At 73.7% G+C, this 23,628-nt stretch carries 23 protein-coding genes; 8 read left to right on the top strand and 15 right to left on the bottom strand.

The annotated features are described in order from the left end of the window. Nucleotides 1–80 precede the first annotated feature (80 nt). The 3 genes from OG276_RS22040 to OG276_RS22030 all read right to left on the bottom strand — a co-directional run bounded on the left by OG276_RS22040 (nt 81) and on the right by OG276_RS22030 (nt 3,375). Nucleotides 81–452 (bottom strand): hypothetical protein, encoded by a 372-nt coding sequence (locus tag OG276_RS22040; RefSeq protein WP_266907964.1) that lies wholly within the window; start codon nt 450–452, stop codon nt 81–83. Between the two features lie 32 nt (nt 453–484). Next, nucleotides 485–1,750, bottom strand: coding sequence for an NAD(P)-binding domain-containing protein (locus tag OG276_RS22035; RefSeq protein WP_266907962.1), 1,266 nt, complete (start codon nt 1,748–1,750; stop codon nt 485–487). Between the two features lie 167 nt (nt 1,751–1,917). Further along, nucleotides 1,918–3,375 (bottom strand): ATP-grasp domain-containing protein, encoded by a 1,458-nt coding sequence (locus tag OG276_RS22030; protein WP_266907960.1) that lies wholly within the window; start codon nt 3,373–3,375, stop codon nt 1,918–1,920. A 150-nt stretch (nt 3,376–3,525) separates the two neighbouring features. Here OG276_RS22030 and OG276_RS22025 point away from each other — a divergent pair, with 150 nt between their 5' ends. Beyond that, nucleotides 3,526–5,181, top strand: coding sequence for a glycosyl hydrolase (locus OG276_RS22025; protein WP_323182356.1), 1,656 nt, complete (start codon nt 3,526–3,528; stop codon nt 5,179–5,181). 14 nt (nt 5,182–5,195) lie between these two features. Here OG276_RS22025 and OG276_RS22020 read toward each other — a convergent pair whose 3' ends face one another. The 9 genes from OG276_RS22020 to OG276_RS21980 all read right to left on the bottom strand — a co-directional run bounded on the left by OG276_RS22020 (nt 5,196) and on the right by OG276_RS21980 (nt 16,727). Further along, nucleotides 5,196–6,338, bottom strand: coding sequence for a GNAT family N-acetyltransferase (locus OG276_RS22020; protein WP_266907958.1), 1,143 nt, complete (start codon nt 6,336–6,338; stop codon nt 5,196–5,198). Next, nucleotides 6,335–7,048: a lipopolysaccharide biosynthesis protein gene (locus OG276_RS22015; RefSeq protein WP_266907956.1), complete on the bottom strand. Its 714-nt coding sequence runs from the start codon at nt 7,046–7,048 to the stop codon at nt 6,335–6,337. The genes OG276_RS22020 and OG276_RS22015 overlap by 4 nt, the downstream gene beginning before the upstream one ends. Before the next feature lie 68 nt (nt 7,049–7,116). After that, complete coding sequence (locus OG276_RS22010; RefSeq protein WP_266907954.1) at nt 7,117–8,547, bottom strand: glycosyltransferase; 1,431 nt, start codon at nt 8,545–8,547, stop codon at nt 7,117–7,119. Then, nucleotides 8,544–9,320 (bottom strand): polysaccharide deacetylase family protein, encoded by a 777-nt coding sequence (locus OG276_RS22005; protein ID WP_266907953.1) that lies wholly within the window; start codon nt 9,318–9,320, stop codon nt 8,544–8,546. The genes OG276_RS22010 and OG276_RS22005 overlap by 4 nt, the downstream gene beginning before the upstream one ends. Then, a complete protein-coding gene (locus OG276_RS22000) occupies nt 9,310–11,451 on the bottom strand; it encodes a murein biosynthesis integral membrane protein MurJ (RefSeq protein WP_266907952.1) in 2,142 nt (713 codons plus the stop codon). The genes OG276_RS22005 and OG276_RS22000 overlap by 11 nt, the downstream gene beginning before the upstream one ends. Continuing rightward, a complete protein-coding gene (locus OG276_RS21995) occupies nt 11,448–12,920 on the bottom strand; it encodes an O-antigen ligase (RefSeq protein ID WP_266907951.1) in 1,473 nt (490 codons plus the stop codon). The genes OG276_RS22000 and OG276_RS21995 overlap by 4 nt, the downstream gene beginning before the upstream one ends. 3 nt (nt 12,921–12,923) lie before the next feature. Beyond that, a complete protein-coding gene (locus tag OG276_RS21990) occupies nt 12,924–14,510 on the bottom strand; it encodes an exopolysaccharide biosynthesis polyprenyl glycosylphosphotransferase (RefSeq protein ID WP_266912996.1) in 1,587 nt (528 codons plus the stop codon). Between the two features lie 2 nt (nt 14,511–14,512). Further along, nucleotides 14,513–15,721 carry a glycosyltransferase gene (locus tag OG276_RS21985; RefSeq protein WP_266907950.1) on the bottom strand — a complete coding sequence of 403 codons (1,209 nt, stop codon included), beginning with the start codon at nt 15,719–15,721 and terminating at the stop codon, nt 14,513–14,515. A 19-nt stretch (nt 15,722–15,740) separates the two neighbouring features. Continuing rightward, nucleotides 15,741–16,727, bottom strand: coding sequence for a DUF3344 domain-containing protein (locus OG276_RS21980; RefSeq protein ID WP_323182355.1), 987 nt, complete (start codon nt 16,725–16,727; stop codon nt 15,741–15,743). Between the two features lie 318 nt (nt 16,728–17,045). Between OG276_RS21980 and OG276_RS21975 the strand changes: the two genes are divergently transcribed. The 5 genes from OG276_RS21975 (at nt 17,046) to OG276_RS21955 (ending at nt 20,187) form a co-directional block, all read left to right on the top strand. After that, nucleotides 17,046–17,300 (top strand): chaplin, encoded by a 255-nt coding sequence (locus tag OG276_RS21975; RefSeq protein ID WP_266907948.1) that lies wholly within the window; start codon nt 17,046–17,048, stop codon nt 17,298–17,300. 117 nt (nt 17,301–17,417) lie between these two features. Beyond that, complete coding sequence (locus OG276_RS21970; RefSeq protein WP_266907947.1) at nt 17,418–17,828, top strand: rodlin; 411 nt, start codon at nt 17,418–17,420, stop codon at nt 17,826–17,828. Nucleotides 17,829–18,078: 250 nt separating this feature from the next. Further along, nucleotides 18,079–18,312: a chaplin gene (locus OG276_RS21965; RefSeq protein WP_250737630.1), complete on the top strand. Its 234-nt coding sequence runs from the start codon at nt 18,079–18,081 to the stop codon at nt 18,310–18,312. Nucleotides 18,313–18,433: 121 nt separating this feature from the next. Next, entirely contained in the window at nt 18,434–19,663 is a 1,230-nt protein-coding gene (locus OG276_RS21960; RefSeq protein WP_266907946.1) for a chaplin, read from the top strand. Nucleotides 19,664–19,839: 176 nt separating this feature from the next. Continuing rightward, nucleotides 19,840–20,187 (top strand): hypothetical protein, encoded by a 348-nt coding sequence (locus OG276_RS21955; RefSeq protein WP_266907945.1) that lies wholly within the window; start codon nt 19,840–19,842, stop codon nt 20,185–20,187. A gap of 85 nt (nt 20,188–20,272) precedes the next feature. Here the strand turns inward: OG276_RS21955 and OG276_RS21950 are convergent, their stop codons facing one another. Both OG276_RS21950 and OG276_RS21945 read right to left on the bottom strand, forming a co-directional pair. Next, on the bottom strand, nt 20,273–20,512 hold the full coding sequence (locus tag OG276_RS21950; protein ID WP_266907944.1) for a chaplin: 240 nt from the start codon (nt 20,510–20,512) through the stop codon (nt 20,273–20,275). Between the two features lie 156 nt (nt 20,513–20,668). Beyond that, nucleotides 20,669–21,178 (bottom strand): hypothetical protein, encoded by a 510-nt coding sequence (locus tag OG276_RS21945; protein ID WP_266907943.1) that lies wholly within the window; start codon nt 21,176–21,178, stop codon nt 20,669–20,671. A 280-nt stretch (nt 21,179–21,458) separates the two neighbouring features. Here OG276_RS21945 and OG276_RS21940 point away from each other — a divergent pair, with 280 nt between their 5' ends. Next, a complete protein-coding gene (locus tag OG276_RS21940; RefSeq protein ID WP_266907942.1) occupies nt 21,459–21,869 on the top strand; it encodes a rodlin in 411 nt (136 codons plus the stop codon). A gap of 151 nt (nt 21,870–22,020) precedes the next feature. Here the strand turns inward: OG276_RS21940 and OG276_RS21935 are convergent, their stop codons facing one another. Next, nucleotides 22,021–22,662, bottom strand: a complete 642-nt coding sequence (locus tag OG276_RS21935; protein WP_266907941.1) for a vitamin K epoxide reductase family protein — start codon at nt 22,660–22,662, stop codon at nt 22,021–22,023. A gap of 192 nt (nt 22,663–22,854) precedes the next feature. Between OG276_RS21935 and OG276_RS21930 the strand changes: the two genes are divergently transcribed. Continuing rightward, nucleotides 22,855–23,625, top strand: coding sequence for a DUF6227 family protein (locus OG276_RS21930; RefSeq protein WP_266907940.1), 771 nt, complete (start codon nt 22,855–22,857; stop codon nt 23,623–23,625). The last annotated feature ends 3 nt before the right edge of the window (nt 23,626–23,628 follow it).

The following is a 23,628-nucleotide window of genomic DNA, read 5'->3' as shown; positions in this document are numbered from 1 at the left end:
GCTCCCGGCGCTCCCCGCGCCTGCGGGGCCCTCCGGTCTCTTGTCGCGTCGCTCCGCCGCTGCCACGAGACTCACACCACCTAACGGCCGGGCCAGCACGGCTGGGAAATGAGCCGCTCCCACTCCTCGTCAGGATGCCCCGGAAGGGTGCGTCCGGCCTCCTGCCAGCGCTTGACGAGGGAGAGGTAGATCATCGAGGGGTCGTACGGGGCCTGCGCGTGCTGGGCCTGCGCGTGCTGGGCCTGCGCGTGCCGGCCGAGCGGGTGCCGGTCGTGCGGGTACGGGTCCTGCGGGTACGGGTCCTGCGCGTACGAGTCCTGCGCGTACGGGGGCGCCGCGTACGGGGACTGCCCGTACGGCTGCGGGGGCGCCGCCCTCGTCGTGCCGGGCTGCTCCGCACGGCTGGCCGGGATCCTCACCCAGCCCCGGCCCTGTGCGCGCTCATCGCTCATCGCGGACCCCTCTCACGTCGTGTGACTGGCTCTCACGCTCTGTGCCCGGCGGTCGGAGCCCGGTCGGTCCGGGGCGCGCCGGTGGAACCCGTCCGCGGGCTCCGGGCCCCCAGACGCTTGCGGACTCCTGACACCAGTCTCCCCGCCGTGAAGCCGGCACCGTGCACGAATCGCATGGAAGGGCCGAATGAGGGAGCGGTCAGCAGCCCCGCGAAGAACAGCCCCGGCCACGAGGACTCGAAGCCGGCACTCAGCTCCGGCGTCCCGCTCTCCCCTACGGTGGCCAGCGCGGCCCGCAGCCCCGCGTCGAGCAGCTCCAGCCGGGCCAGGTCCGGGGTGAAGCCGGTCGCCGCGATCACGTGCGAGGTGTCCAGGACGACGGACTCCCCGGCGGCGCTGGACAGCCCGAGCCGGGTCCGCCCGCCCGCCGGGACCGCCCGCTGCAACCGGTGCCCGAGCAGGACCGGGACCCGCCGCTCGAAGCGCTCCCGCAGCCACCAGGCTCCGGCCGGGCCCAGTGCGGTCGCCGCGATCCGCTCCCGGGTGGGCGCGGGCAGCCGGCGCACCGCCCAGGGCAGCTCCGACCAGGCCCAGCTGCGCCATCCGGTGCCCAGGCCGCTGTGCGGATCGCGCAGGGAGCGCAGCGGGGGCCGGTGCAGCGGCTGCGGGACGGTGTTCCAGTTCAGCCGGGAGCGCCGGGCCACGAGGCACGGCCGGGCGCCGTTCTCCGCGAGCAGGGCCGCGGTCTCCAGGGCCGCCTGCCCGGCGCCGAGCACGGCGACCTCGCTGCCGGCGAAGCGGGTCAGGTCGCGGTGGCCGCTGCTGTGGGAGTAGTGGGCCGCGGGCAGTTCCCGTAGCGCCTCGGGATACCGGACGAACGGCATCACGCCCACGGCCAGCGCGACCGTCCGGGCGAGCAGCGGCGGCCCCTCGGCGGTGCGGATCAGGAAACCCCCGCCCTGCGGGGTGACTTCGGTGACGGTCGCCTCCTCCACCGGGGGTGTCGCATGCCGGGCGAACCAGAGCCCGTACGCGCTGAACGTCCCGATGGGCAGCGGAGTTCCGTGTTCGGCGGCGATCCCGCGGCCCGCGCAGTACTCGGCCAGCGTGTAACGCCCGTCGGGCGCAGAGAGGTTGGAGGACCACGGCTCCGACTTGAGGTACATGCCCTCGGGCATGTGGTCCCGCCAGGAGGCCATGGGCCGTCCGAGGATCCGCACCCCGAGCCCCGCACCGGCCGCGTGGGCGGCGATCGACAGCCCGTACGGCCCCGCTCCGACCACCACGAGGTCGTCCATCCGTGTCACCGCAGTCCCTCCAGCCTCATGGTTCATCCCCTGCCACCGGCGCCCCGCGCCGGCCTGCGCCCCTACGGCGTCACCGCTTCACGGCGTCACGGCCTCACCGCGTCACCGCGTCACGGCCTCACCGCGTCACCGCGTCACCGCGTCACGGCCTCACCGCGTCACCGCGTCACCAGCTCGTCCGGCTCCGCCGGGGCCTCCGGCGGTGCGGACCGGGGGCCGGTAGCGCCGGAGGTCCCGGCCGCGGCGGGCGGGGGCACTTCCCGGCCCCGCTGGCGCGGGGCACGGACCACCGCCCGGGCCGTCCGGCGGCCCTGCGCGGGGACCCCGCGCAGCACCCGCAGGCCCTTGACCGCACCCCGCCCCAGGAAGGCGGCGAGCATCGCCAGGAACGGCATCGGGTCGTCGGCCGCGAACCACGCCGCCTCCACCCGCCCCCGCTCCCGGCCCCGGCGCGCGGGGGCCGCCGCGGCCGTCCGTACGGACCGCCCCGGCGCGGCGCCCGTACCGGCGCCCCCTCCGGCGGGCGGGGCCGGGGGGCGGCGCGGGAGGGAGCGGCCGCGTACCGCCGCGAGCAGGGCGTAGTTCTCCGCCACGAAGACCCGGCCCGGTCCGCCGGACGGTTCCGGGACCCGCTGGCCCGTCAGATCCAGGTACATCGCCTGGACCACGTCCAGGCCGCCCGCGTCGGTGAAGAGCCGGAACTGGGCCCCCGGACGCGGGTTGAAGTCCACCAGGCGGAAGACGCCGCGCTCGTCCCGGCGGAAGTCCAGGTCCAGGATCCCCTGGTAGCCGAGCCGCTCGGCGAGCCGCAGCCCCGCCTCCTCCACCGCCGGATCCGGCAGCCACCGCCCGACCGCCGTCAGGCCCGTCCGCACCGGCCAGGACAGCTCCTTGCGCCCCGACCCGGTGATCAGCGGACGCCCGCCCCGGGCGAACGCGCCGTGGAAGAACCAGTCGGTGTCCGGCCCGGCCGGCAGGAACCGCTGGAGCAGCAGCCGGCTCCCCGCCTCCGCCGAGCGCTCGTACAGCCGGCGCGCCTCGGCGGCGGCGTGGAGCAGGGTGGTGCTGCGCAGGCCCGTGCCCTGGGGCAGCAGCCACGGCCGGCTCCACTTGGCGATCACCGGGAGCCCCAGCCGCCACGCGGCCTCCGCCGCCTCGGCCCCGCTCGCCGGGATCACGGTCTCCGGATGCGGTACGTCCCACCGGGCGCAGAGCCGCGACAGCTCGGCCTTGTCCGCCACCCGCGCGGGCAGGTCGTCGGGCTGATGGGGAATCCGGAAACGATCCGTCAGCATCGGCCCGACCCGGGACACCGCGATCGCGCTCAGGTCGTCCATGGCGATGAGCACCGCCGGGCGGCCGATCCGCTCGGAGACCCCGGTCAGGCACTCCAGCAGCGCCTCGGGCGCCTCGGGGTCGACGCCGCCCGAGGGCCCGGGGTGCACGGCGCGCAGGTAGCGCGAACGCCCCATGGGACCTCCCCCGGCCTCGACGACGGCATGGACCTCCACACCCGTGCGCCCAAGGGATCTGACGGCGCCGAGGGTTCCGTGGTGGAACGGATTCCGATCGAGTCTGAGCAGAACTGCGGGCACTTGGCTGGGATGCGCGTGCATGGGAACGGTGTCTTTCACCTAGTCGGACCAAGCGGGGAGGGTGCGCACGTGCGAATGGCCTAGGAAGTGGTCACCGGACAGGCCATTCGTCAGATGTGATGCCTAACGTCTTTGGTAAGCACACCGATTCAGGAAAGCTCGGGAGACGCCATGCCCAGACCACGCCGCCGACTGGCGAGCACCTGCATCGGAACGGTGACGGCCGGACTGCTCGCCACCGGGGCCGCCCTCGCGGCACCCGAGGAGCAGAGCACCGGATCCGACATCGCCATGGGCGCCTACCTCGACTACGGGCCGCCCGGAGTGGCGCGCATCCCGTTCCTGTCGAACTGGCTCGGCGGCAAGGAGATCCGGGTCGGGCACACCTATCTGCCCGGTGACCAGTGGGCCGGCATCGAGGGCAACGTCAGCTTCCTCGACGACTGGGCGCAGTGGCGGCGCCAGCGGGACGACCGGCTGTTCGTCCTCAACGTGCCCATGCAGGCGCGGAACGAGGACCGGGTCCCCGACCGCGAGGTGGCCCAGCTGATCCGGGCGGGCGCGGAAGGCCAGTACGACCGGCACTTCAAGAAGCTCGCCGAACGACTGGTGGCGCTGGGCGTCCCGGACACGGTGATCGTGCTCGGCTGGGAGATGAACGGGGTCACGTACACCCACCGCTGCGGACCCGACCCGGAGAACTGGAAGGCGTACTGGAAGCGCGTCGTCAACACGATGCGCTCCGTCCCCGGCCAGAAGTTCAAGTTCGATTTCACCCCGAACCGCGGCACGGACGCGATCGGCTGGACCAAGTGCTACCCGGGCGACGACGTGGTCGACATCGTCGGGATGGACTCGTACGACCAGGGTCCCGGCCGGAACTTCGACGAGCAGATCAGCCAGCCGTACGGGCTCCAGCAGCACGTCGACTTCGCCCGAGCACACGGCAAAGAGATCTCGTACCCGGAGTGGGGACTGTTCCGCAACGGGGACAACCCGGAGTACATGCGGCGCATGCTGCAGTGGATCCAGAAGCAGAAGCCGATGTACCACACCATCACCGACTACTGCCCGCACGGCGTCTGGCAGTGCAAGCAGAACCCGGCCTCGGCGAAGGTCTTCCGCGACGCACTGACCCCGGAGCGGCCCGACCCGGTGATCCCGACCCCGGTCGTCCCGACCCCGGTCGTCCCGACCCCCGTGGTGCCCACGCCGGTCGTCCCGACCCCGCAGGTCCCCACGCCGGAGATCCCGACGCCGGTCGTCACCCCGCCGGTCGTGGTCCCCAGCCCGGAGGTCCCGAGCCCGAGCCCCGTCGAGCCCAGCCCGGCGGTCCCGAGCCCGGTCGCCCCGAGCCCGGTCGCCCCGAGCCCCGTGGAGCCCAGCCCGGCCGAGCCCAGCCCCGTCCTCCCGAGCCCGGTCGTCCCGACGCCCTCGCCCGTGGTCCCGAGCCCGGTCGAGCCCAGCCCGGTGGTCCCGAGCCCGGCCGAGCCCAGCCCGGCCGAGCCCAGCCCGGTCGTCCCGAGCCCCGTCGAGCCGAGCCCGCTGGTCCCGTCCCCCCAGGTCAGCCCGGTCGTCCCGGAGGTCCCGAGCCCGAGCCCCAGTCCGGTCGTGCCCAAGCCGGATCCCGTGGTGCCTTCGCCGGTGCCCAAGCCGACGACCCCGCCCGTACCGCCCGTACCGCCCGTGCCGTCCGTACCGCCCGTCAACACCACGGAGTGGTGCGTGCCGATCAACTTCGGCGAGTGGCTCTCCAAGCTCGTCGGCAAGCAGTCCGTCTGCGTCAAGGTCGACTGGGGCAAGGAGTCCGGCTTCTGGCCCTTCTAGGCGGGGCGTTCGGGTCATCGGACCCGCAGTTCGTTGAGCCGCGCCCGCCAGTCCCTGGCGGCCGGCAACGCCTCCCGCAGTACGTCCACCGCCCGCTCGCGCCCCGTCACCTGCGACTCGTGCAGTCGCAGCAGGGGCGCGAGCGCGGCCGTGGCCATCAGGAAGCGCTGGTTGACCACCGTCCGCGGCCGCCAGTGGTTCTTGTACGGTTCGTTGCCGCGCAGGAAGCTCACCACCGGGCGGCCTTCGGCGAGCGCCCGGGTGGTCTCGTAGCGCAGCAGCAGGGTGGCCACGTCCACCTTCCGGTCCCGCAGGTCGGGATCGGCGCCGTAGAGGTAGCCGCCGCTGAGCGCGCCCGAGAGCAGGGTGAGGTTGGCTGCCACCACCTTCCCGTCGAGCCGGAACTCGGCCAGCCGCCCCTCCCCCGCGCGCACCATCCGCCGCGTGGCCCGGGTCAGGTGTTCGGCGAAGCGGGGCTTGAGGTGTTCGGGGGTCACCCCGCGGCCCCGCCACTGCTTCTCGTGCAGCCGCAGCAGGGTCCGTACCGCTCGGGGCACTTCCTGCTCGGTGACCTCGTGCTCCTCGATCCCGGCCGCGTCGGTCTTGCGGAGCTTGGCCCGCACCCGCTGGGCGCCGGAGGAGGGCATCCGCTTGACCAGCTCGTCGAAGGGCATGGCCGGCAGCTCCATGCACGTGGAATCGGTGAGCTTGCTGCCGATCCCGGGCCAGGCCGCGTACACGGCCTCCGCGGCGGCCCCGGGCCGCACCTCGCGCAGGTCCACGACGGCGCCCCGGGCGGCCCGGTGCAGGCCGTTGGCCAGGGCCGGGACGACCTGGTCGGCGCACTCCGCGGCCACGAGCACGTCGAAGTAGTCGGTGATGCCCCCGCCGAGGGGCACGAGCAGCGGCAGCGGCCGGTGTACGAGCATCAGCGCGGCCGCACCGACCAGCTCCTCCCCGCGCCGCACCAGGACGATGCGGAGCCGGCCGTCCTTGCCGTAGGACAGCCACCAGGAGTGCAGCCAGGCGTGGCTCTGGAACGGGGTGGCGGTGGGACAGGCGCGGGCGAGCCGGTTCCACGGCTCCTCCAGCGCGGCGAACTGCCGGGGATCGCGGCACAGCGTCACCGACAGGGCCCCGGCGGAGCCGGTGGTCATCGCACCGACTCCTTCTCCTTGGCCGCGGCCGGCTCACCCTGCGCGGGCAGCGAGGCGTACTCCTCGACGGTCTCCGCGGGGGTCTCCTCGACGAGCCCCCCGACGGGACCCTCGCCGCGCCGCCGGGCGGCCGTCGGCCGGGCCAGCAGCCACAGCCCGCCCAGCAGCCCGCCGGCGCACAGGCCGACGGCCCCGCTGAGGGCGGGGGACGCGGAGGCGGGGGCGCTGGGCGCGACGGCCTGGTTGAAGAGGAGCAGCTGCACGCCGGTGTTCTTGGCGGCCTGGTTGCTGCTCAGCGAGAGGGCGTCGGCCACGGCGTTGGCGATGTCGGCCGCCTCGCCGGCGCTCTTCGCGGTCCCGGTGATGGCGATCATCGGGGACTCGGGAGAGGTCTCGGCGCGGACCTGGGTCCGCAGCTTCTGCACGCCGATGCCCGCGCGGGGCTGGGCGTAGGCGAGGGTCGAACTGCTGGTGGCGATGCGGGCGTAGGCCTGGGCGAAGCCGAGGGCGGTGGCCGGCTCGGTGGTGTCGTCGGGAACCGCGACGACGTAACTGGTGGCGGCGTACTCGGGCGCCTTGAGCACCCCGTACGCCCCGCCGGCGGCGAGCCCCAGCAGCGCGGCGGCGGGCAGCGGCCACCACGCGGGCGGCGGCAGCAGCCGTACCCGGCGCCGGTGGGTGGACTTCTTCTGGTCGGCGGTGTCCGCCATGTGCGTGCCTCTTTCCTGGTGGACGTGTACTTGCTTCGGGACCCGGTCCGGGCCCCTACGGGTTCGGCTCAGCCGATGTCGCCACCGGCGGCGGGCAGACCCAGCCCCGCCGGGGGCACATCCAGCCCCTCCCGGGCCAAACTCAGCCCCTCCGGCATGTGAGGAGCAGGGGTCCGGGGGCCGGCCCCCGGCAACGGCGCCGCACGGCCCGAGCCGGCCTGGGCCAAATCCAGGACCTCCGGCGTGTGAGGAGCAGGGGTCCGGGGGCCGGCCCCCGGCAACGGCGCCGCACGGTCCGGACCTGCCGGGTCGGCGCCCCGAGACCCCCGGCCGGGACCGGGCAGCGCCACCGCCCTCCGGGACCCGGCCGGCGAGCCGGCCATCGCCAGGTCGTACACCCGCAGCAGCTGCTCCGCGCTCCGGCCGATGTCGTAGCGCCGCACCACCCCGGGCGGCGGCAGCCGCCGGACGCCGGCCTCCATGTGCCCCCGCAGCGCCGCGACGAGCTCCTCCGTGCCGGTGCCGATCCGCCGCGCCCCGGGCGCCTGCGCCGCGGGCAGGTCGTCGATCGCCGGGCAGGTGACGTGCAGCACCGGCAGCCCCGCCGCCAGCGCCTCGATCACCGCGAGCCCGAAGGCCTCCTCCTTCGACGGGGACACGAACACGTCCATCGCCGCCAGCAGCGCCGGAATCCCCGGGGTCCGCCCGTCGGTGCTGTCGCCCAGCGGATCCCGCTCCCCCAGGAGGTGGATCCGGCTCTGCGCCCCGAGCTCCGCGGCGAGCCGGCGCAGCGCCGCCCGCTCCGGCCCGTCCCCGGCGAGCAGCAGGTGCGCGCCGGGCAGCGCGGCCACCGCCCGGACCAGGACGTCGAACCGCTTCCCCGGCACCAGCCGGCCGACGCCGCCGACCACGAAGGCCCGTTCGGGCAGTCCGGTCCGGGTCCGGGTGGCCCGCCGTACGCCCTCGTCGAAGCGGAACCGCACGGCTTCGATCCCGTTCGGCACCACGTGCACCCGCCCCGCCGGCACCCCCCAGGCCTCCAGGCGGGCCGCCACGGTGTCCGATACGGCCACGGTCGCGGCTCCCAGCCGCTCGCTCGCCAGGTACAGGCCGCGCACCCCGCCCGTCAGCGGGCGGCCCTCGATCTCGCCCGCGCCCAGGGAGTGTTCGGTCGCCACGCTCACCCGTACGCCCGCGAGCCGGGCCGCGAGGCGCCCGTACACGCAGGCCCGGTACAGGTGGGTGTGGACCAGGTCGTAGCGGCCCCGCCGGATGAACTTGACCAGCTTCGGCATCGCCCCCAGGTCGCGGTTGCCGCGCATCCCGAGGTGCACGACCCGCACCCCGTCCGCGCGCAGCCCCTCCGCGACCGGCCCTGGGTTGGTCAGCGTCAGGACGTCGCAGCGCATCGGCATGTGCCGCAGCAGCAGCCGCAGTTGCTGTTCGGCTCCGCCGACGCCGAGCCCCGTGATGACGTGCAGCACCTTCCCGGGGCTCACAGGTGCACCGCCCGCCGCAGCTCGCGCACCTGGTGGCGCACCTGCTTGATCCGCAGGCGGGGGCCGCCGTCGGCCTGGCTGATGTGGGTGCGGGGCATCGCGTGGGGTCCGGCGAGCCGGCCGGGGTCGATGGCGCAGGCGTACCCGTACCCGGCGGCCCGGGTCGCGGCGACGACCCGCGCGTCGAGGTGCCCGTACGGGTAGCAGAATCCGGCGGGCAGCGTCCCGGTCAGCTCCCGGATCAGCTCGCGGCTGCCGCGCAGCTCCTGCGCCAGTACGTCGTCGGGGGCCGCGGTGAGGTCCTGGTGGAGCAGCCCGTGCGAGCCGATCTCCTGTCCGGCGGCGGCGACTTCGCGGATGCCCTCGGCGGTGAGGAGGGGCTTGCGGGGGCCGAGCGGGTCCCAGACGTTGTCCACGCCGAGCCGCCCGGGCAGGACGAAGAGGGTGGCGGTGCAGTCGTAGCGGCGCAGCAGCGGCAGCGCGCGGGTCAGGAAGTCGGTGTAGCCGTCGTCGAAGGTCAGCCCGACCAGCCCGGCGCCCCGTCCGGCGGCGCGGGCCCGCAGCAGCTCGCCGACGGACACCCCGCGCAGCTCCCGGGAGCGCAGCCACAGCAGCTGGGCCTCCAGCGCGTGCGGGGTGACGGTGATGCCGTACGGGTCCTCCGCGGGATCGGTGAACTCGGCGACGGAGTGGTACATCAGGACCCACGGCGCGCCGGTGCGGCGGGCGGGGGCCGCCGCGGCGCGGGGCGCCGTTTCGGTGTCAGCGGACATTGCGGAACCTCTGGGTGAGCTGGGAGGTGAGGTGAGCGGTGAGCTGGGCGAGCTGGCCCGGCAGGGCGGTGACCTCCAGGGCCCTCATGGCCATGCCGGTGGCTCCGAACATGGCCGGGACCAGCAGGCAGCCGAGGGCGGCGCTGACCAGCGGGTCGGGGATCATCGGCCCGGCGATCCAGCCGGTGGCGCAGGCGGCGAGGGCCGCGACGGAGAGCCGGCCGATACTGATGGCGACCCGGCGGACCTGGATGGCGATGATCCGCGAGCCGAGGCCGGTGAGCAGCAGCGCCGCGGTGGTGGAGATGCCGGCGGCGTTGGCGGCGGCGATCCCGTAGGTGCCCCACCAGCCGACGGCGAAGGCTCCGGCGACGATGTTGACGAGGAGTCCGGCGCCCATGGCGAGGGCGGGGAACCAGGTGGGCCGGGCGGTGGAGAAGAAGGGCCGCGAGAGCGCCCCGACGAGGCAGTGGCCGAGCAGCCCGAGGCCGTAGACCCGCATGACGGAGGCGGTGGCCTCGGTGTCGGCGTGGGTGAACGCCCCGCGTTCGAAGAGGACGTGGATGATCTGGGGGGCGTACCCGATGACGAGTGCGGTGCCCATGAGGACGGCGAGCGAGGCGAGCGCGAGGTCCTGCTCGACCCGCCTGCGGGCCTTCTCCCGCTCCCCGCCGGCCATGGCCTGGGCGACCACGGGGAAGGTGACGGTGCAGATCATGAGGGAGAGCACCATGGGCATCTGCGCGACTTTTTGGGCGTAGTTGAGGTGCGAGATGGCCCCGGGCGGCAGCCCGGCGGCGAGGAACCGCTCGACGAGCACCTGGGACTGGCGGAACACGGCGAAGAAGATGACCGGGGCGATGACCCCGAAGGCGATCAGCGTCGGCCGGTCCCGGTCGCGCTGGCTGCGCGGGGGACCCGCAGCCAGCACGGCCCGGGGCGGTCCGAAGCCCACGTTGCGGATGAAGGCGGGCAGTTGGACCAGGACCATCAGCACTCCGCCGACGGCGACCCCGGCGGCCGCGGCGCGCACCCCCCACAGGGCGTGCAGGGCGACCATGGTCCCGATGATGCCGACGTTGTAGGACACGTAGATGGCGGCGGGCGGCACGAAGGAGCGGTGCGCTCTGAGTGCGGCGCTGAAGTAGCCGGCCACTCCGAAGGACAGCACGGTCAGAGCGGTCCACCGGGTGCATTCGACGGCGAGCCCGGGGTCGGGCAGCCCCGGCGCGAGCACGCCCACGACGAGCGGCGCGGCGACGATGAGCACGGAGGCCACGGCGGCCAGGAGCACCAGCAGCCGCGGCAGCGTGGCCCCCACGAGCAGGCGTACGGGATCCTGCGCGCGGGCCTCCTGCCGGGTGAGCCCGGCCCTGCTGGAGGCCCGGCGGGCCAGGGCGTAGCTGAAGGCGGGCACCATCAGCAGGGCCATGGCGTCCTCGATGAGCAGCGTCGAGGCCATCTCGGGGACGGTCCAGGCGATGAGGAAGGCGTCGCTGTCGTGCCCGGCTCCGAAGAGGTGCGCGATGGTCTGGTCGCGGACCAGCCCGAACACGGCCCCGGCGGCGGTGAGTCCGGCGGTGACCGCGGCCGCCTTGGCGAGCGCGCCGCCGCTCCCCGAGCGGGCCCCGTCGGCCGGCTCCTCGGGGCCACCGTCCCGGCGCCCGCCCCCGGCCGCGGCGCGCACGCCGTCGTCCCGCCCGGCGGCGGCGCCCGGATCCCGGCCCGGCCCGGCCCGCAGGGACCCGGCCGCCGCAGGGCCCAGTACGGGCCCGCGCACCGCTTCCGCGGCGCCCGGCTCCCCGCCCGGCGGCGCGGTCCCGACGGACCCGGCGGGCCCCGGACCCGGAGCGACGGCGGCCCGGTCGAGTCCCGGGCCGGGGCGGCCGGTGGCCACGACACGGCCGGCTCCGGCGTCGCCGGCGGGGGCGGGCATGCCCACGTGCGCGGCGCCGCGTCCGGCGGACAGCGGCCCGCCGGAGGCGGCCACGCGGCTCGTCATCTCGGCCTGCCCCATGGACGGCGCAGCGGTGGCCGCGGGGGGCAGGGGCGGGTGCGTCGGACGGCCCGCAGCCGCGGCGACCTCGGTCGCCGCGGCTGCGGGCCGCCGCCAGGGCGTCGTATCCGTCACCGGCCGGCCGCACCCTCGGGGACCGCGGCCCGGGCGGGCGCGCCCGGACCGCGACCGGAGGCGGCCGCGTCGGCGCGCCTGCGTCCACGGGCACGGACACGGGCCCCGACACGGGCCCGGCCGGCGGGGACGAGCTCACCGGTTCCGCCCCCGGAGGGGAGGGCCCACCAGGCCGCCAGGCCGATGATCACTCCGGTCAGGACGGTCGACGGGCCCCCGATGTCCGCGTAGAGGAAGTCGGTGAGCTGCCACACGAGCAGGCCGGTCGCGACCAGCCCGCAGTCCCGTACCGCGGAGGATCCCGACAGGCACCGCCGCAGGCCGGCCACCAGCAGGGCCAGCCAGCCGCCCGTCAGGGCGATGAGCCCGATCAGCCCCTGCTCGCTCAGCACCAGCAGGTACATGTTGTGCGGGGACAGCAGCGGCTGGCGGATGTAGCCCTGTCCCGCGCCCGCGGTGTCGCTGCCGGAGGACAGCGCCAGCCCGGAGTGCGAGTCCCGGTTGGCCGGGAATCCCTTCAGCCCCACCCCCACCGCCGGCATCTCGCGCCACATCGACCCGGCCGCGGCCCACATCGTGTAGCGGTCGGTGACCGACTGGTCGGGGGCGTCGGAGACCTGCGTGATCGAGTTCAGCCGCTCCGCGACCATCGCGGAGCCGACGCCGAAGCCGCCCACGAGCACCACCCCGGCGGCGGCCAGGGCGAGGAGCACCTTCAGTGCCCGCCGGATCCCGGCCAGCGCCATCACCAGCCCGGCCGCGGCGAAGGTCGCGATCCAGGCACCCCGGCTGAAGGACAGCACCAGCGGGAGCACCAGGACCAGCGCCGCCGCGCCCGAGGCCCGCCGGACCCGCGCCGGGAGCCCCGGCGCGAGCGCGCCGGCCGTCGCGACGACCAGGCCGTAGGCCACGACCGTGGCCATGCCCATGACGTCGCCGGGTCCGAAGGTGCCCACGGCGCGGATGTCCTCGCCCTGGTACGAGGCCCCGGTGTGGGTGGCGAACTGCACCACGCCCACCGCTCCCTGGACCAGTGCCAGCACCACGAAGCACCCCGCGGCCAGCCGGAACTCCGAGGCGCTGCGCACCAGCAGCACGATCGCCGCCGGGACCAGCACGAACACCTGGAGGTAGCGCACGAACCCGGGCAGGGCCGCGTACGGGTCCCCCGCGGTCACCGTCGCGACGGCGAGCCCGACGGCCGGGAGGCCGAGGACGGTCACCCCCAGCGGGCTCAGCGGCCGGACCCGGCCCCGCAGGGCCTGGACCGCGCAGACGAAGACGAGCAGCAGCGAGGCGGCGTCGGCCGGACCGACCTTCCCGGAGGCGGTGGCGTCACCCGCCGGCACGGGGACCAGCAGGGCCAGTACGGTCGCGGCGAGCGGCAGCAGCGGCCAGTGCCGGCGCAGCAGATCGGCGGTGTCCGGGCAGGACCATGACGTCGGGGACGTCGGTGCGGCAAGGCTCATGCTTTAGCTGCCCCCCAGCCGGAAGCGGAAGAAGGAGGCCGCGGTGCGGGCCAGGATCCACAGGTCCTGCCACAGCGACCAGGTGTCGATGTAGTGGTTGTCGAAGCGCGCCCGGTCCTCGATGGAGGTGTCCCCGCGCAGCCCGTTGATCTGGGCGAGGCCGGTGATGCCGACCGGCATCCGGTGCCGGGCCTCGTACCCGGGGTGGACGCTGCTGAACTTGGCCACGAAGAAGGGCCGTTCGGGGCGCGGACCGACCAGGCTCATGTCACCCGTGACCACGTTCCACAGCTGCGGCAGCTCGTCCAGCGAGGACTTGCGCAGGAAGGAGCCGACCGGGCTCATCCGGCAGTCGCCCGCGACCGTCCAGCGGGTGGCGGACTCGTGCGCGTCGGCGCGCAGGGTGCGGAACTTCAGCAGGGTGAAGGGGCGTCCGTACAGCCCGACCCGCTCCTGCCGGAAGATCACCCCGGGCCCGTCGGAGATCCGTACGGCCAGCGCGCAGACGCCCATCACGGGCGCGGCGGCGAGCAGCGCGATCGCGGCGAGCGAGGAGTCGATGACCCGCTTCGCGTACCGCTCGACCGGCCGGCCCGGACGCGGCAGCAGCGGCTGCACGGCGTACCCCCACAGCTGGTCTGCGGGCTGCGCGACGCGCATCCCGGTGACCTTGGCGGTGCCCGCCGGGTCGGCGAGCCAGAGCCGGCAGCCGTGGTCGTGGAAGAGCCGGACCAGGGAGGCCGTGCGTTCGTCGGCCTCGGGCGGGCGGGTGAAGACGGCGTGCCGGACGGAGTTCTGGATGACGGCCCGCCGGATGTCCTCGTGGGTGGCCAGTACGGGCACTCCCGCGGCCCCCTCCCCGTCGGTCCCGGTGTCCGCGAGCCCCACGGGGCGCAGTCCGTACTCGGGGCGCCCGTGCAGGGCGGCGGCGACCGCGCTCGCCCCGGCGCCGGGTCCGACGACCAGCGCGGAGGCGGGACGGCGGGCGCGGGTGCGGCGGCGGAGCTGGTTGACGACTCCGCGCCCCGCGCAGGCCAGTACGACCTGGACGCAGACGGCGCCGAGCAGCGCGCTCCAGCCCAGGGCGTCGCCCGGGGCGGCGGCGGCCAGCACGGCGGCGGCCGCGCACCACACGGCGGCGGCCCGCCCGGCGAGCGCGGGCAGTTCGAGGAGCGCGGAGGGGGCGAGCCGAGGCCGGTACAGCCCGGCCTGCGCGTGCAGCCCGACCAGGGCCAGGGCGAGGGGAGCGGCCGCCCCGAGGGGCAGCTCCGCTCCGGGCAGCGCCGCCACCGTCGCCGCGGCGGCGAAGGCGTCGGCGGCCAGCAGCGGGGCGATGCCGTCCCGGCGGCGCACCCGCCCCGGCCGTACGGTGGCCCGGGCGCGGTCGGCCCTGGGCCCGCGCGGGGGGTGGATGGCGGTCACGGAACGGCGGACGGCGGTGACGCCGGCGGCGGTACTGGTGGCCGTACTGGTCGCGGCGGCGGCGCCGGCGGTGCTCGTGCCGGTCACGCCGGCACCACTGGTGATGCCGGTGATGCCGCCGGGCCCCGTACCGCCCTGCCCGGTGTGCCGGGCGGGTGCGCTGTCCATCGTCATCGGCTGATGCGCTCCTGGTTCAAGGGCCGGGGCCTGCCCAGCAGTTCGTGATACAGACCGGTGACCGCGTCCGTGGTGCGCCGCACGTCGAATTCCATCCGCGCGTGCCGCTCGGCCTGTTCCCCGAGTGCGGCGAGCAGCCGCGGCTCGGCGAGCAGCCCGCCCAGGGCCTTGGCCAGGGCCGTCGGGTCCTCCGGTTCCACCAGGCACAGCCGTCCCTGGCCGGGCGGGAGGCTCTCCCTGGCACCGCTGACGTCGGAGACCAGAACCGGTCGGCCACAGGCCATGGCTTCGAGCGGGGCGAGCGCCATGCCTTCCCACCGCGACGGCAGTACAACGAGATCGGCGGCCCGAAGCCACGGCCGGATGTCGAAGGCGGCCCCCGCGAAGTGGACCGAGGGCGGGGCCCCGCGGCGCAGCCGTTCCATGTCGGGGCCGTCCCCGACGAGCACCAGACGGGCCCCGGGAACGGCTCCGAGCAGTTCCGGCCAGGCACGCAGCAGGACGTCCTGCCCCTTCTGCTGGCAGAGCCGGCCGACGCAGACGGCGAGCGGCCCCTCCCCCAGGAAGGCGGCGGGGAGCGGAAGTTCGGCGCGGGCCCTGGCCTTGTCCCGGACGGGGTCCGGGCCGCCGGGGCGGAAGTGGCGGAGGTCGACGCCGTTGCGGATCACCGACCAGCGGGCGGCGATCCCCTCGGACTCGCCGGTGCGGCGTTCGGCCTCGCTGACGCAGAGCACCCGGTCGGCCCAACGGGCCCCGAAGCGCTCCCAGCGCAGCGCGAGCGCGGCGGTGGCCCCGCCCACGGCGTCGAAGGACCAGGCGTGCGGCTGGAAGACGGTCGGGACGGACCCGCGGACGGCGAGCCGTCCGGCGAGGCCGGCCTTGGCGCTGTGGGCGTGCAGGATGTCGGGCCGGACCCGGCCGATCAGGCGGCGCGCGCCGAGCACTTCGGCGGCCAGGCCCGGTCCGGGGGCCCGCCCGGCACGCCAGGTGAGCACCTCGGCCCCGGCCTCGCGGGCGGCGTCCGCGAGCTGTCCGCCGCGCGGGCAGCCGACGTAGGTCCGCAGGCCGGCCGCGGACTGGGCGCGTACGAGGTCGACGACGACGCGGGCGACCCCGCCCTCGACCGGCTGGACGAGGTGGAGGACGGCCGGAGGCCGGGAAGGGGAGGGAGAAGGAGGAGGTGAAGAAGGCTGTGTCGGCACGTGGAGTGGTCTCCTGCGTTCAGCGGCGCGCGTCTGTCTGAACGAAGAGCACACCGAGGAAATGACCCTGGTTTTCGCCTGTGAACCCGAAGGTCAGGCTGCGGGCACCTCCGGACAGGGCGGGGCTCAGGTCGAACACGTCCGCGTCATATCCGAGGTTATTCATATGTTCGGGCTGTCGCACGAACGAGTGATCTCCGAATTCCGTGATCGTGGAATTCATAACATCATTAAAAGGATTTTCTCCGTCACTGAGACTGACCCTGCGGCCGCTGTCGGCGGTCACCGTGAGTGAATCCCCGAGCGTTCCGCGGTCGCCGTCGTACCCGACCACCCCGACCCGCCCCCGCGCACCGGGCGCCGCGTCCAGACCAGCGAGCTCCACCGTCTCGCCCGCCGCCTCGCCGGCCCCCGCGGCCAGCCCTTCGAAGCCGTCCCAGATCGAGACCCTGCGCACCGGCTCCTGCGGGTGCTCGTAGGCCACCACCAGCGTCCAGCCGCCCCAGGCGCCCATGTCCGAGTGCCCCATGGCGATGTTCAGCTGGGCCACCGTCCACATCCCGGCGCCGCCCTTGCGGACCAGCGGGGTCACGTCGGCGGAGGCCTGGTAGGCATCGCCGGCCGCGTCGCTGCGGTGCCCGATCGCCGTGTCGGCCAGCACTTCCTTGTAGGCGCCGCCCGGCTCGGCGACGAGCACCCGGCCGTTGTCCTGCGGCGGCTTCTGCTCGCCGACCCGCAGGTTCCCGCCCCAGTACAGCCGGGCGTACGAGACCTTCGCGCCCGCCGGGACCTTGAGCTCGGCCCGGGTGGAGTTGTAGGTGTCCGGGTCCTTGTCGACCTCGTCGTAGAACATCTCGTAGTCGCCGTTGGTCCCGGCCGCGCCCTTGTTGACCGCGGCGCACGGCTCGGCCTGCTCGGACTCCACCGCGCGGCAGCCGATGGACGAGTTCGAGGCCCGGACCAGGCCGCCGTGCTGCACCGCCTGGTAACGCTGGGTGAAAGGCACCCGGGGCGCCTCCTTGACCTGCGGACCTCGCGCACCCGGCGGTGCGGCGGCACCGGCATTCGCACTGGCGAGGGGCGCGTTCACCGAAAGCGTGAGGCAGGACAGCAGACCGAGCGTGCCGAGGATTCTGCGGGAGGAACCCATGACCCTGTCTCCATTTTCGATCAAGGGGACAAAACAGGAGTGAACTTTGTCAGAAGTCAGGAGGGAAATCACGCCGGACTCGCCCGTACGGCCTTTTGGGCGATAACACGCACCCTGGAGACGGGCGGGTCGTTATGGGTTGCACCATTGTTCGAACAGAAAGGAAAAACGGAGATGAAGAAGAGGCTGGTGCGCGGCACCACCCTGGCGGTCGCGAGCACCGCGCTGCTGATGGGCGGCGCGGGCCTCGCCTCCGCGCACGGCGGCGACGGCGCGACGGCGAACGGCTTCACCGGCGAGTCCCCCGGCGTCCTGAGCGGCAACCTGCTCCAGGTCCCGGTCCACGTCCCGGTGAACGTCTGCGGCAACACCGTGAACGTGATCGCCCTGCTGAACCCCGCGTTCGGCAACACCTGCGTCAACGCCTGACGTCAACCGTGCCGCCCGAAACTTCGGCATACGAGTGAAGAGACGCAACCCAAACCACCGTTGCGCCGTTGATCCGAGTGCTTGAGTACCGGGCAATCCTGCAAAAAAGGGACCATCATGATCAAGAAGTTTGCGGCCGGCGCAGCGGTTGCCGCCTCGTTCGTCGGTCTGGGTGCCGCCATGGCCCCGCAGGCCATGGCCATCGGCAACGACAACGGCATCAACACCGTGAACGGCAACGGCGCCTCGCAGATCTACGGCAACCAGGCGACCTACGGCAACATGAGCCCGCAGATGGCGCTCATCCAGGGCTCGTTCAACAAGCCCTGCATCGCCCTGCCCGCCAAGGCCAACGTCCAGTCCGTCCTGGCTCTGGTCAACGTCGGCGTCCAGGACATCCCGGTCCTGTCCAGCCCGCAGAACCAGCAGTGCACCGAGAACTCCACCCAGGCCAAGGGCGACGAGGCTCTCTCGCACATCCTCAGCAACATCCCGGTCCTGTCCGGCAACGTCTCCAACGGCAGCTGACAGACCGCGCCAGCTGACACAGCACCGCGCCAGTGGGGCCGTCGCACCTTCGGGTCGCGGCGGCCCCGCCGCATGTCGGGACCCGAATAGGGACCCTGGAGCAACCAGAAGAATCCGGCCACAATTCAGGACGCACGAGCATCTGAGTGAATTGGCCGGAGGCGCGCAAAAATCCCCGGTTTCTTTTCCCGGACCCACTCGTTGTTATTTCTGCAGCGGATAGACCTCTGCGGGAAGGAAACGAAAACAAATGACGTACAAGAAGGCAGTGGTGCTGGCCGCCGGCATTCTCATGGCCGCCGGTGCCGCCTCCCCCGCCATGGCCGACGCGGCTGCGGACGGCAAGGCCGTCGGCTCCCCGGGCGTCCTGTCCGGCAACGTGCTCCAGGTCCCGGTCCACGTCCCGGTCAACGTCTGCGGCAACACCGTCAACGTGATCGCCCTGCTGAACCCCTCGTTCGGCAACACCTGCGTCAACGCCTGACGAAGCGCCTGTGCCCGCAAGGGCAGACCTCCTCGGGGTGGCCTCGGAGTGCACGGCGGTGCACTCCGAGGCCACCTTCGATTCAGCACCGGCCGCAGGGCCGGTAGACAGGGAAGGACCCATGCGACAGGTACTGAGCCGACAGGTACTGGGCAAGGGGGTGCTCACCGCGGCCGCTGCGTCGAGTCTGCTGTCGATCGCGACCGGCGCGGCCTACGCACAACCCGGGGCGATGGCCGAGGCCTCCCATTCACCGGGCGTGCTGGCCGGCAACAGCGTCTCGGTACCGATCACCTTCTCGCCGAACGTGTGCGGCAACACCGTGGACGCCGGGGCGGGCCTCAACCCCGCCATGGGCAACAACTGCGCCACCACGACCGGCTCCGACGCCGGCCACGACTACGAGCGCTACCTCAGCCCGCAGCAGGCCGAGCAGGTCCGGCACTACGTCAACCAGCGCGACCAGCACGACCGGCGCGACGAGCACGAGGACCGGCACGAGCAGGGCGGCTACGGCGACCGCGGACCCGAGCAGCAGGGCGGCTACGGCGACGACGGACCCGGGCCGCAGGGCGGCCACGAGGACCACGGGCCCGGGCCGCAGGGCGGCTACGGAGACTCCGGCGACTCCGGCGAGGAGGAGTGCGACGACCACCCCGCCCCGGAGAAGCCCGAGCCCCGGCCGCAGCACGAGCCGGCGCCGCACGCCGAGCAGCCCCCGGCCCCGGCCACCCAGCACGCGCCCCCCGCGCCGCAGCCGCTGCCCGCGCCCGAGGCGGAGCACCCGGCGCCCGCTCCGGCGCCCGCGCCCGCTCCCGCGCCCGTGGAGCAGGCACCCGCGCCGCAGCCGGAGCCCGTTCCGGCACCGGCACCGGCACCGGCACCGGCACCTGCCCCCGTACCGGCACCGGTCGAGGAGGCCCCGCAGCCGCTTCCGGCGCCCGCGCCCGTAGTGGAGGAGGCTCCGCACACGCTCCCGGCTCCGGTGGAGGAGGCTCCCGCGCCGATGCCCCCGCACGGCAGCCAGGTCGTGGAGCACCCGGCGCCGGTAGTGCCCCCGGCCGACCAGCCGCCGGCGGGCCCCGCCGGTGACCTGCCCGTCGAGCTTCCCCCGGCGCCGCTGCCCGCCCCGGCGCCCGCCCCTGCCCCGGCGCCCGCCCCGGCCCCGGTTCCCGCGCCGGGACCCGCACCCGCGCCCGAGGCCGTTCCCGTGGCGGCGGTCCCCGCGGCCCCCGCGCGGCAGGAGCTGGCGGAGACCGGCGCCGGTCAGCCCGCCGGCGCCGCGGCCCTGGCCTCGGCCCTGATCCTGGGCGGCGCCATTCTGTACCGCAGGTCCCGTAACGCCGCCTGACGGCAATACCGGTAATCAGAAAAAATATCGGCCGGAGAGTCCCTTGTCGGATTCTCCGGCCGTTGCCGTGTTCGGTTCCGCGTTTCCGTGGCGCCGGGGAATCGTTAACCACGGCGAAAGTGGCGCGACGGTCGCCGCTGGTCGCCACCGGTCACCCATGGAAAAGGATTTTGAAAATGAAGCTCTCGAAGGTCGCCGCAGTCGTCGTCGGCTCCGTCGCCGCCCTCGGCGCCACCTCTCCCGCCTTCGCAACCACCGAGGCGCCGGCCGTCCCCATGAGCCTGACGAGCGGGCTGACGGCGGTCACCGACTCCGTGAACCCGGTATCGGCGGCGCTGCCCCAGACCGTGGGCAACGGACTGGCCGAGCAGGGCGAGAGCGTCGAGAAGGTCGTCACCACCGTCCAGAAGGTCAACGAGGTCCGCAACGACGCTCCGGCCGAGGTGATGAACCTCGCCAACGGGGCCACCCAGGCCTCCCCGCTGCTCGGCGGAGTGAAGCTCAACGGCGGGGCCAAGCACTGACCGTCCGGCCCGTTCTCCTGCCGACATGACTGTGGGCGCCACCGGCGAGGCCGGTGGCGCCCACAGTCACGTGGTGCGTCGAACGTCAGTCGTTGACGCAGACGTTGCCGAACGCCGGGTTCAGGGCGCCGATCACGTTCACGGAGTTGCCGCAGACGTTGACCGGGATGTGGACCGGGACCTGCGCCAGGTTGCCCGAGAGGACACCGGGGGAACCCACGGCCGCACCCTCGGCCTGGGAGTCGGCCATTGCGGAACCGGCGGCACCGGCCGCGGCGAGACCAGCGGTGGCCAGGACCAGGGCGGCCTTCTTGGCAGTGTTCATGGGAAGTGCACCTTCTCTTCGACGTTCTGCCCCGATTCCGAGGCTCACATCGAGCGAAACGGTCCACCTCCCCAGACGACACGGTTCCGCACGCGATCAGACCTGTTCAGCCCAATAGTCGTAACCGCGTGCGGATCCGTGTACGGATCCGGGTCCCTACGGAAGGAACTCGGCGAACGACGGGATCTCCGGGACGATGCCCGTGGGCGTACCGGGTACCGCCGGCACCGCGGGCACCGCGCCCGCGGGCGGAGCCGCGGGATCGGCGACCGGGAGCGCCGGGAGTGCCGGGACTCCGGGGATCTCGGGGACCGGCACCTCCGGAAGCGCCGGGACCGGCAGGTCGGGGAGCCCCGGGATCGCGGGGAGCTGCGGCAGGGACGGGAGCGCGGGCAGTTTGATCTCGGGGATCTTGATCCCCGGGAGCAGGGTGCCCAGGCTCTTGGTCAGGTCCTCCAGGATCTTGGAGACCGCGGCGAGGGCGTCTTCGACGGGACCCGCCGCCGCCACCCTCTCCTTGATCTCCTCCTGGGCGGCCGCCACCCGGTTCGCGGCGGCTCCGGCACCTTCCGCGGCGCCCGCCGGAGCTGCCGCGCCGGTGAGTATGACGACCGCCAGGGCCGACGGGACGAGGACGCGGATGCGGGAGGCCTTGGTGCGGTGCATGGGTGTTCCTTCTCGTGGTCGCTCAGAAGCGGACCCGAGCGATCCGCCTCCTTACCCACCGTGCGAAGGGGTTCCACGGAGCGCAACACGAGCGCGCGGCCCGGCACCCCGCTGCGGGGTGCGTGCGGGCTTCGCGCACGCGTCCGGGGGCGGCTCACCCCACCCGGGGAAAACCTGCACGCAGACAGGCCGTTTGAGTGAAGCAGCGGAACCAACCCTTCACGAAGGCAGTTGATCAGGGCGCTCCACTAGCGGGCACTCGTGCGACAAAAGGATCAAGATGCTCAAGAAGATCATGACTGCTGCCGCGGTCACCGCCGCCGCCGTCGGCGCGGGCGCTGCTGCTGCCGCCCCCGCCATGGCGATCGGCAACGACAACGGGATCAACACCGTCAACGGGAACGGCGCCGTGCAGGCGTACGGCAACCAGAAGACGCACGGTGACATGAGCCCGCAGCTCGGCGTCGTCCAGGGGACCCTGAACAAGCCCTGCATCGGTCTGCCGGCCAAGGTCAACGCCCAGTCCCTGATCGCCGCGCTCAACATCGGTGTTCAGGACATCAACGTCCTGTCCAACCCGCAGAACCAGCAGTGCACCGAGAACTCCACCCAGGCCAAGGGTGACGAGCCGCTCTCGCACATCCTCAGCAACATCCCGGTCCTCTCGGGCAACCTCTCCGCCGGCAGCTGATCTCCGCTCCCGACCTACGGTCCGGGATCCCGAGGTCCACATACTCGGCGCCCGTGGAGCGACGCGTTCGAAGTTGCGGTGTGACGTGACGAGGGCCCCGGCAGCGTCCAGCTGCCGGGGCCCTCGCATGTCGTCGGCCGGTCCGGTGGGATCAGCCGGTCCAGAAGTCCCACCACCGGGTCAGGATCAGCATCCCGATCACGCCGGTGTGCAGGGCGGGCGGGGCCCAGCCGAAGTCGGCGAAGAAGTTCCGCACCGGCGCGGGTGCGGGGAGGATCCCCGTACGGACGGTGTGGGCGGTGACCGCCCAGAACATCAGCAGGGTGGCCAGCCAGGTCAGGCAGCACCACAGGCAGAGCGCGTTGATCTCGTAGAGCGACTGGATCATGAGCCAGGAGCAGAATCCGACGCCGAAGAGCATGCCGGCGCCCAGACCGAGCCAGAACCAGCCGCGGTAGCGGGCCCCGGCCAGCAGGCCGGCGCCGACGCACACGACCGCCCCGTAGGCGACCAGCCCCAGCATCGGGTTCGGGAAGCCGAAGGCCGCCGCCTGCTCGCTCTTCATGACGCTGCCGCAGGAAACCACCGGATTGAGACTGCACGCGGGCTTGAAGTCCGGGTTCTCCAGCAGCAGGAACTTGTCCAGGGTGATGACCCAGGCGGCCAGCACTCCGGCGGCTCCGGTGAGCAGCAGCAGCCAGGCCAGCGCGCGGGGGGCTGCGATCGGTTCTGCGTCCTTGCGGTTGTGGGGCCGGCCCTGCTGGCGGGGGACGCCCACGGTATTTGTTGCCATACGGTCATGCTCCCGCCCTTGTGCCCGCTATCCGGCCCAACCATGCTCATCGACATGGAGGTTGACCTGAAGGGGTGGCTGGAACCCCTGGCGCTTCCCGGACGTTTTGCCGAACCCCGGACGTGATGTCAGACCCAGGGGCTACGTTGAGCTTCCGCGAAGTGACAAGCTGCGACGGCCTGGAGACCCACCTTGAGCGATCCACACGAGACAACCGAGGCGCACCTCGACCGACTCCTGGGCCGCGCCCTCAACTCCTTCGACCTGCCGGACGAATTGGTCGAGCGGCTGGGCACGGCGCTCGCCCACAGGTCCACCCTCCACACCGCCCGCCGCAACCCGTCGGCGGGGCCGTGGCGGGAGATACACCGGCACGCCTACCTGCTGTCCGACGGCGACTCCGTGGTCCTGTGGGAGCTGGCGCACCGTCAGGACGCCGACCTCTCCATACGGTACGAGGTCTTCGCGAGCAAGGCGGAGACCTGCCTCGCGGCGGCCCGGCTCTCCGGCGAGGCCCCCTCGCAGGTGGCGCGGGAGCTCGTGGAGGTGACGGTGGAGGAAGAGCCGGACAGCGACATCGCCGTGCTGAGCGCGCTGTTCACCAATCCGACCCCGGCCCAGCGGCACCGCGAGTACACGGTGGAGGAATCCGCGGACCACGCCCGCCGGGTGCTGCGCCGCGCGGAGAACCCTGACCGGCCCGGCGAGCGGGTGGCCCTGCTCCTGCGGTCGGCCTACGCGCACCAGATCACGCAGGTGTTCGGCACCCGGCAGTGCCTGGCCGACGGACAGGACGCGGGCTTCAGCCTGTACGAGCACTCCTTCGTCCTGCTGGACGGGGGCGAGTTCAGCCTGTGGGAGGTCGAGCACACGGTGACTCCGGACGGGCGGCACATGTGCGAGGTCTACGAGAGCGAAACGGCCGCGCGCGGAGCCATGGTGCTCCGCGCGCGGGTGAGGTGACGG

It is taken from the genome of Streptomyces sp. NBC_00086 (genome assembly GCF_026343255.1).
Classification (GTDB): Bacteria; Actinomycetota; Actinomycetes; order Streptomycetales; family Streptomycetaceae; genus Streptomyces.
Note: the sequence above shows the minus strand (reverse complement) of the source record. Positions and strands in the feature narration are given on the sequence as shown.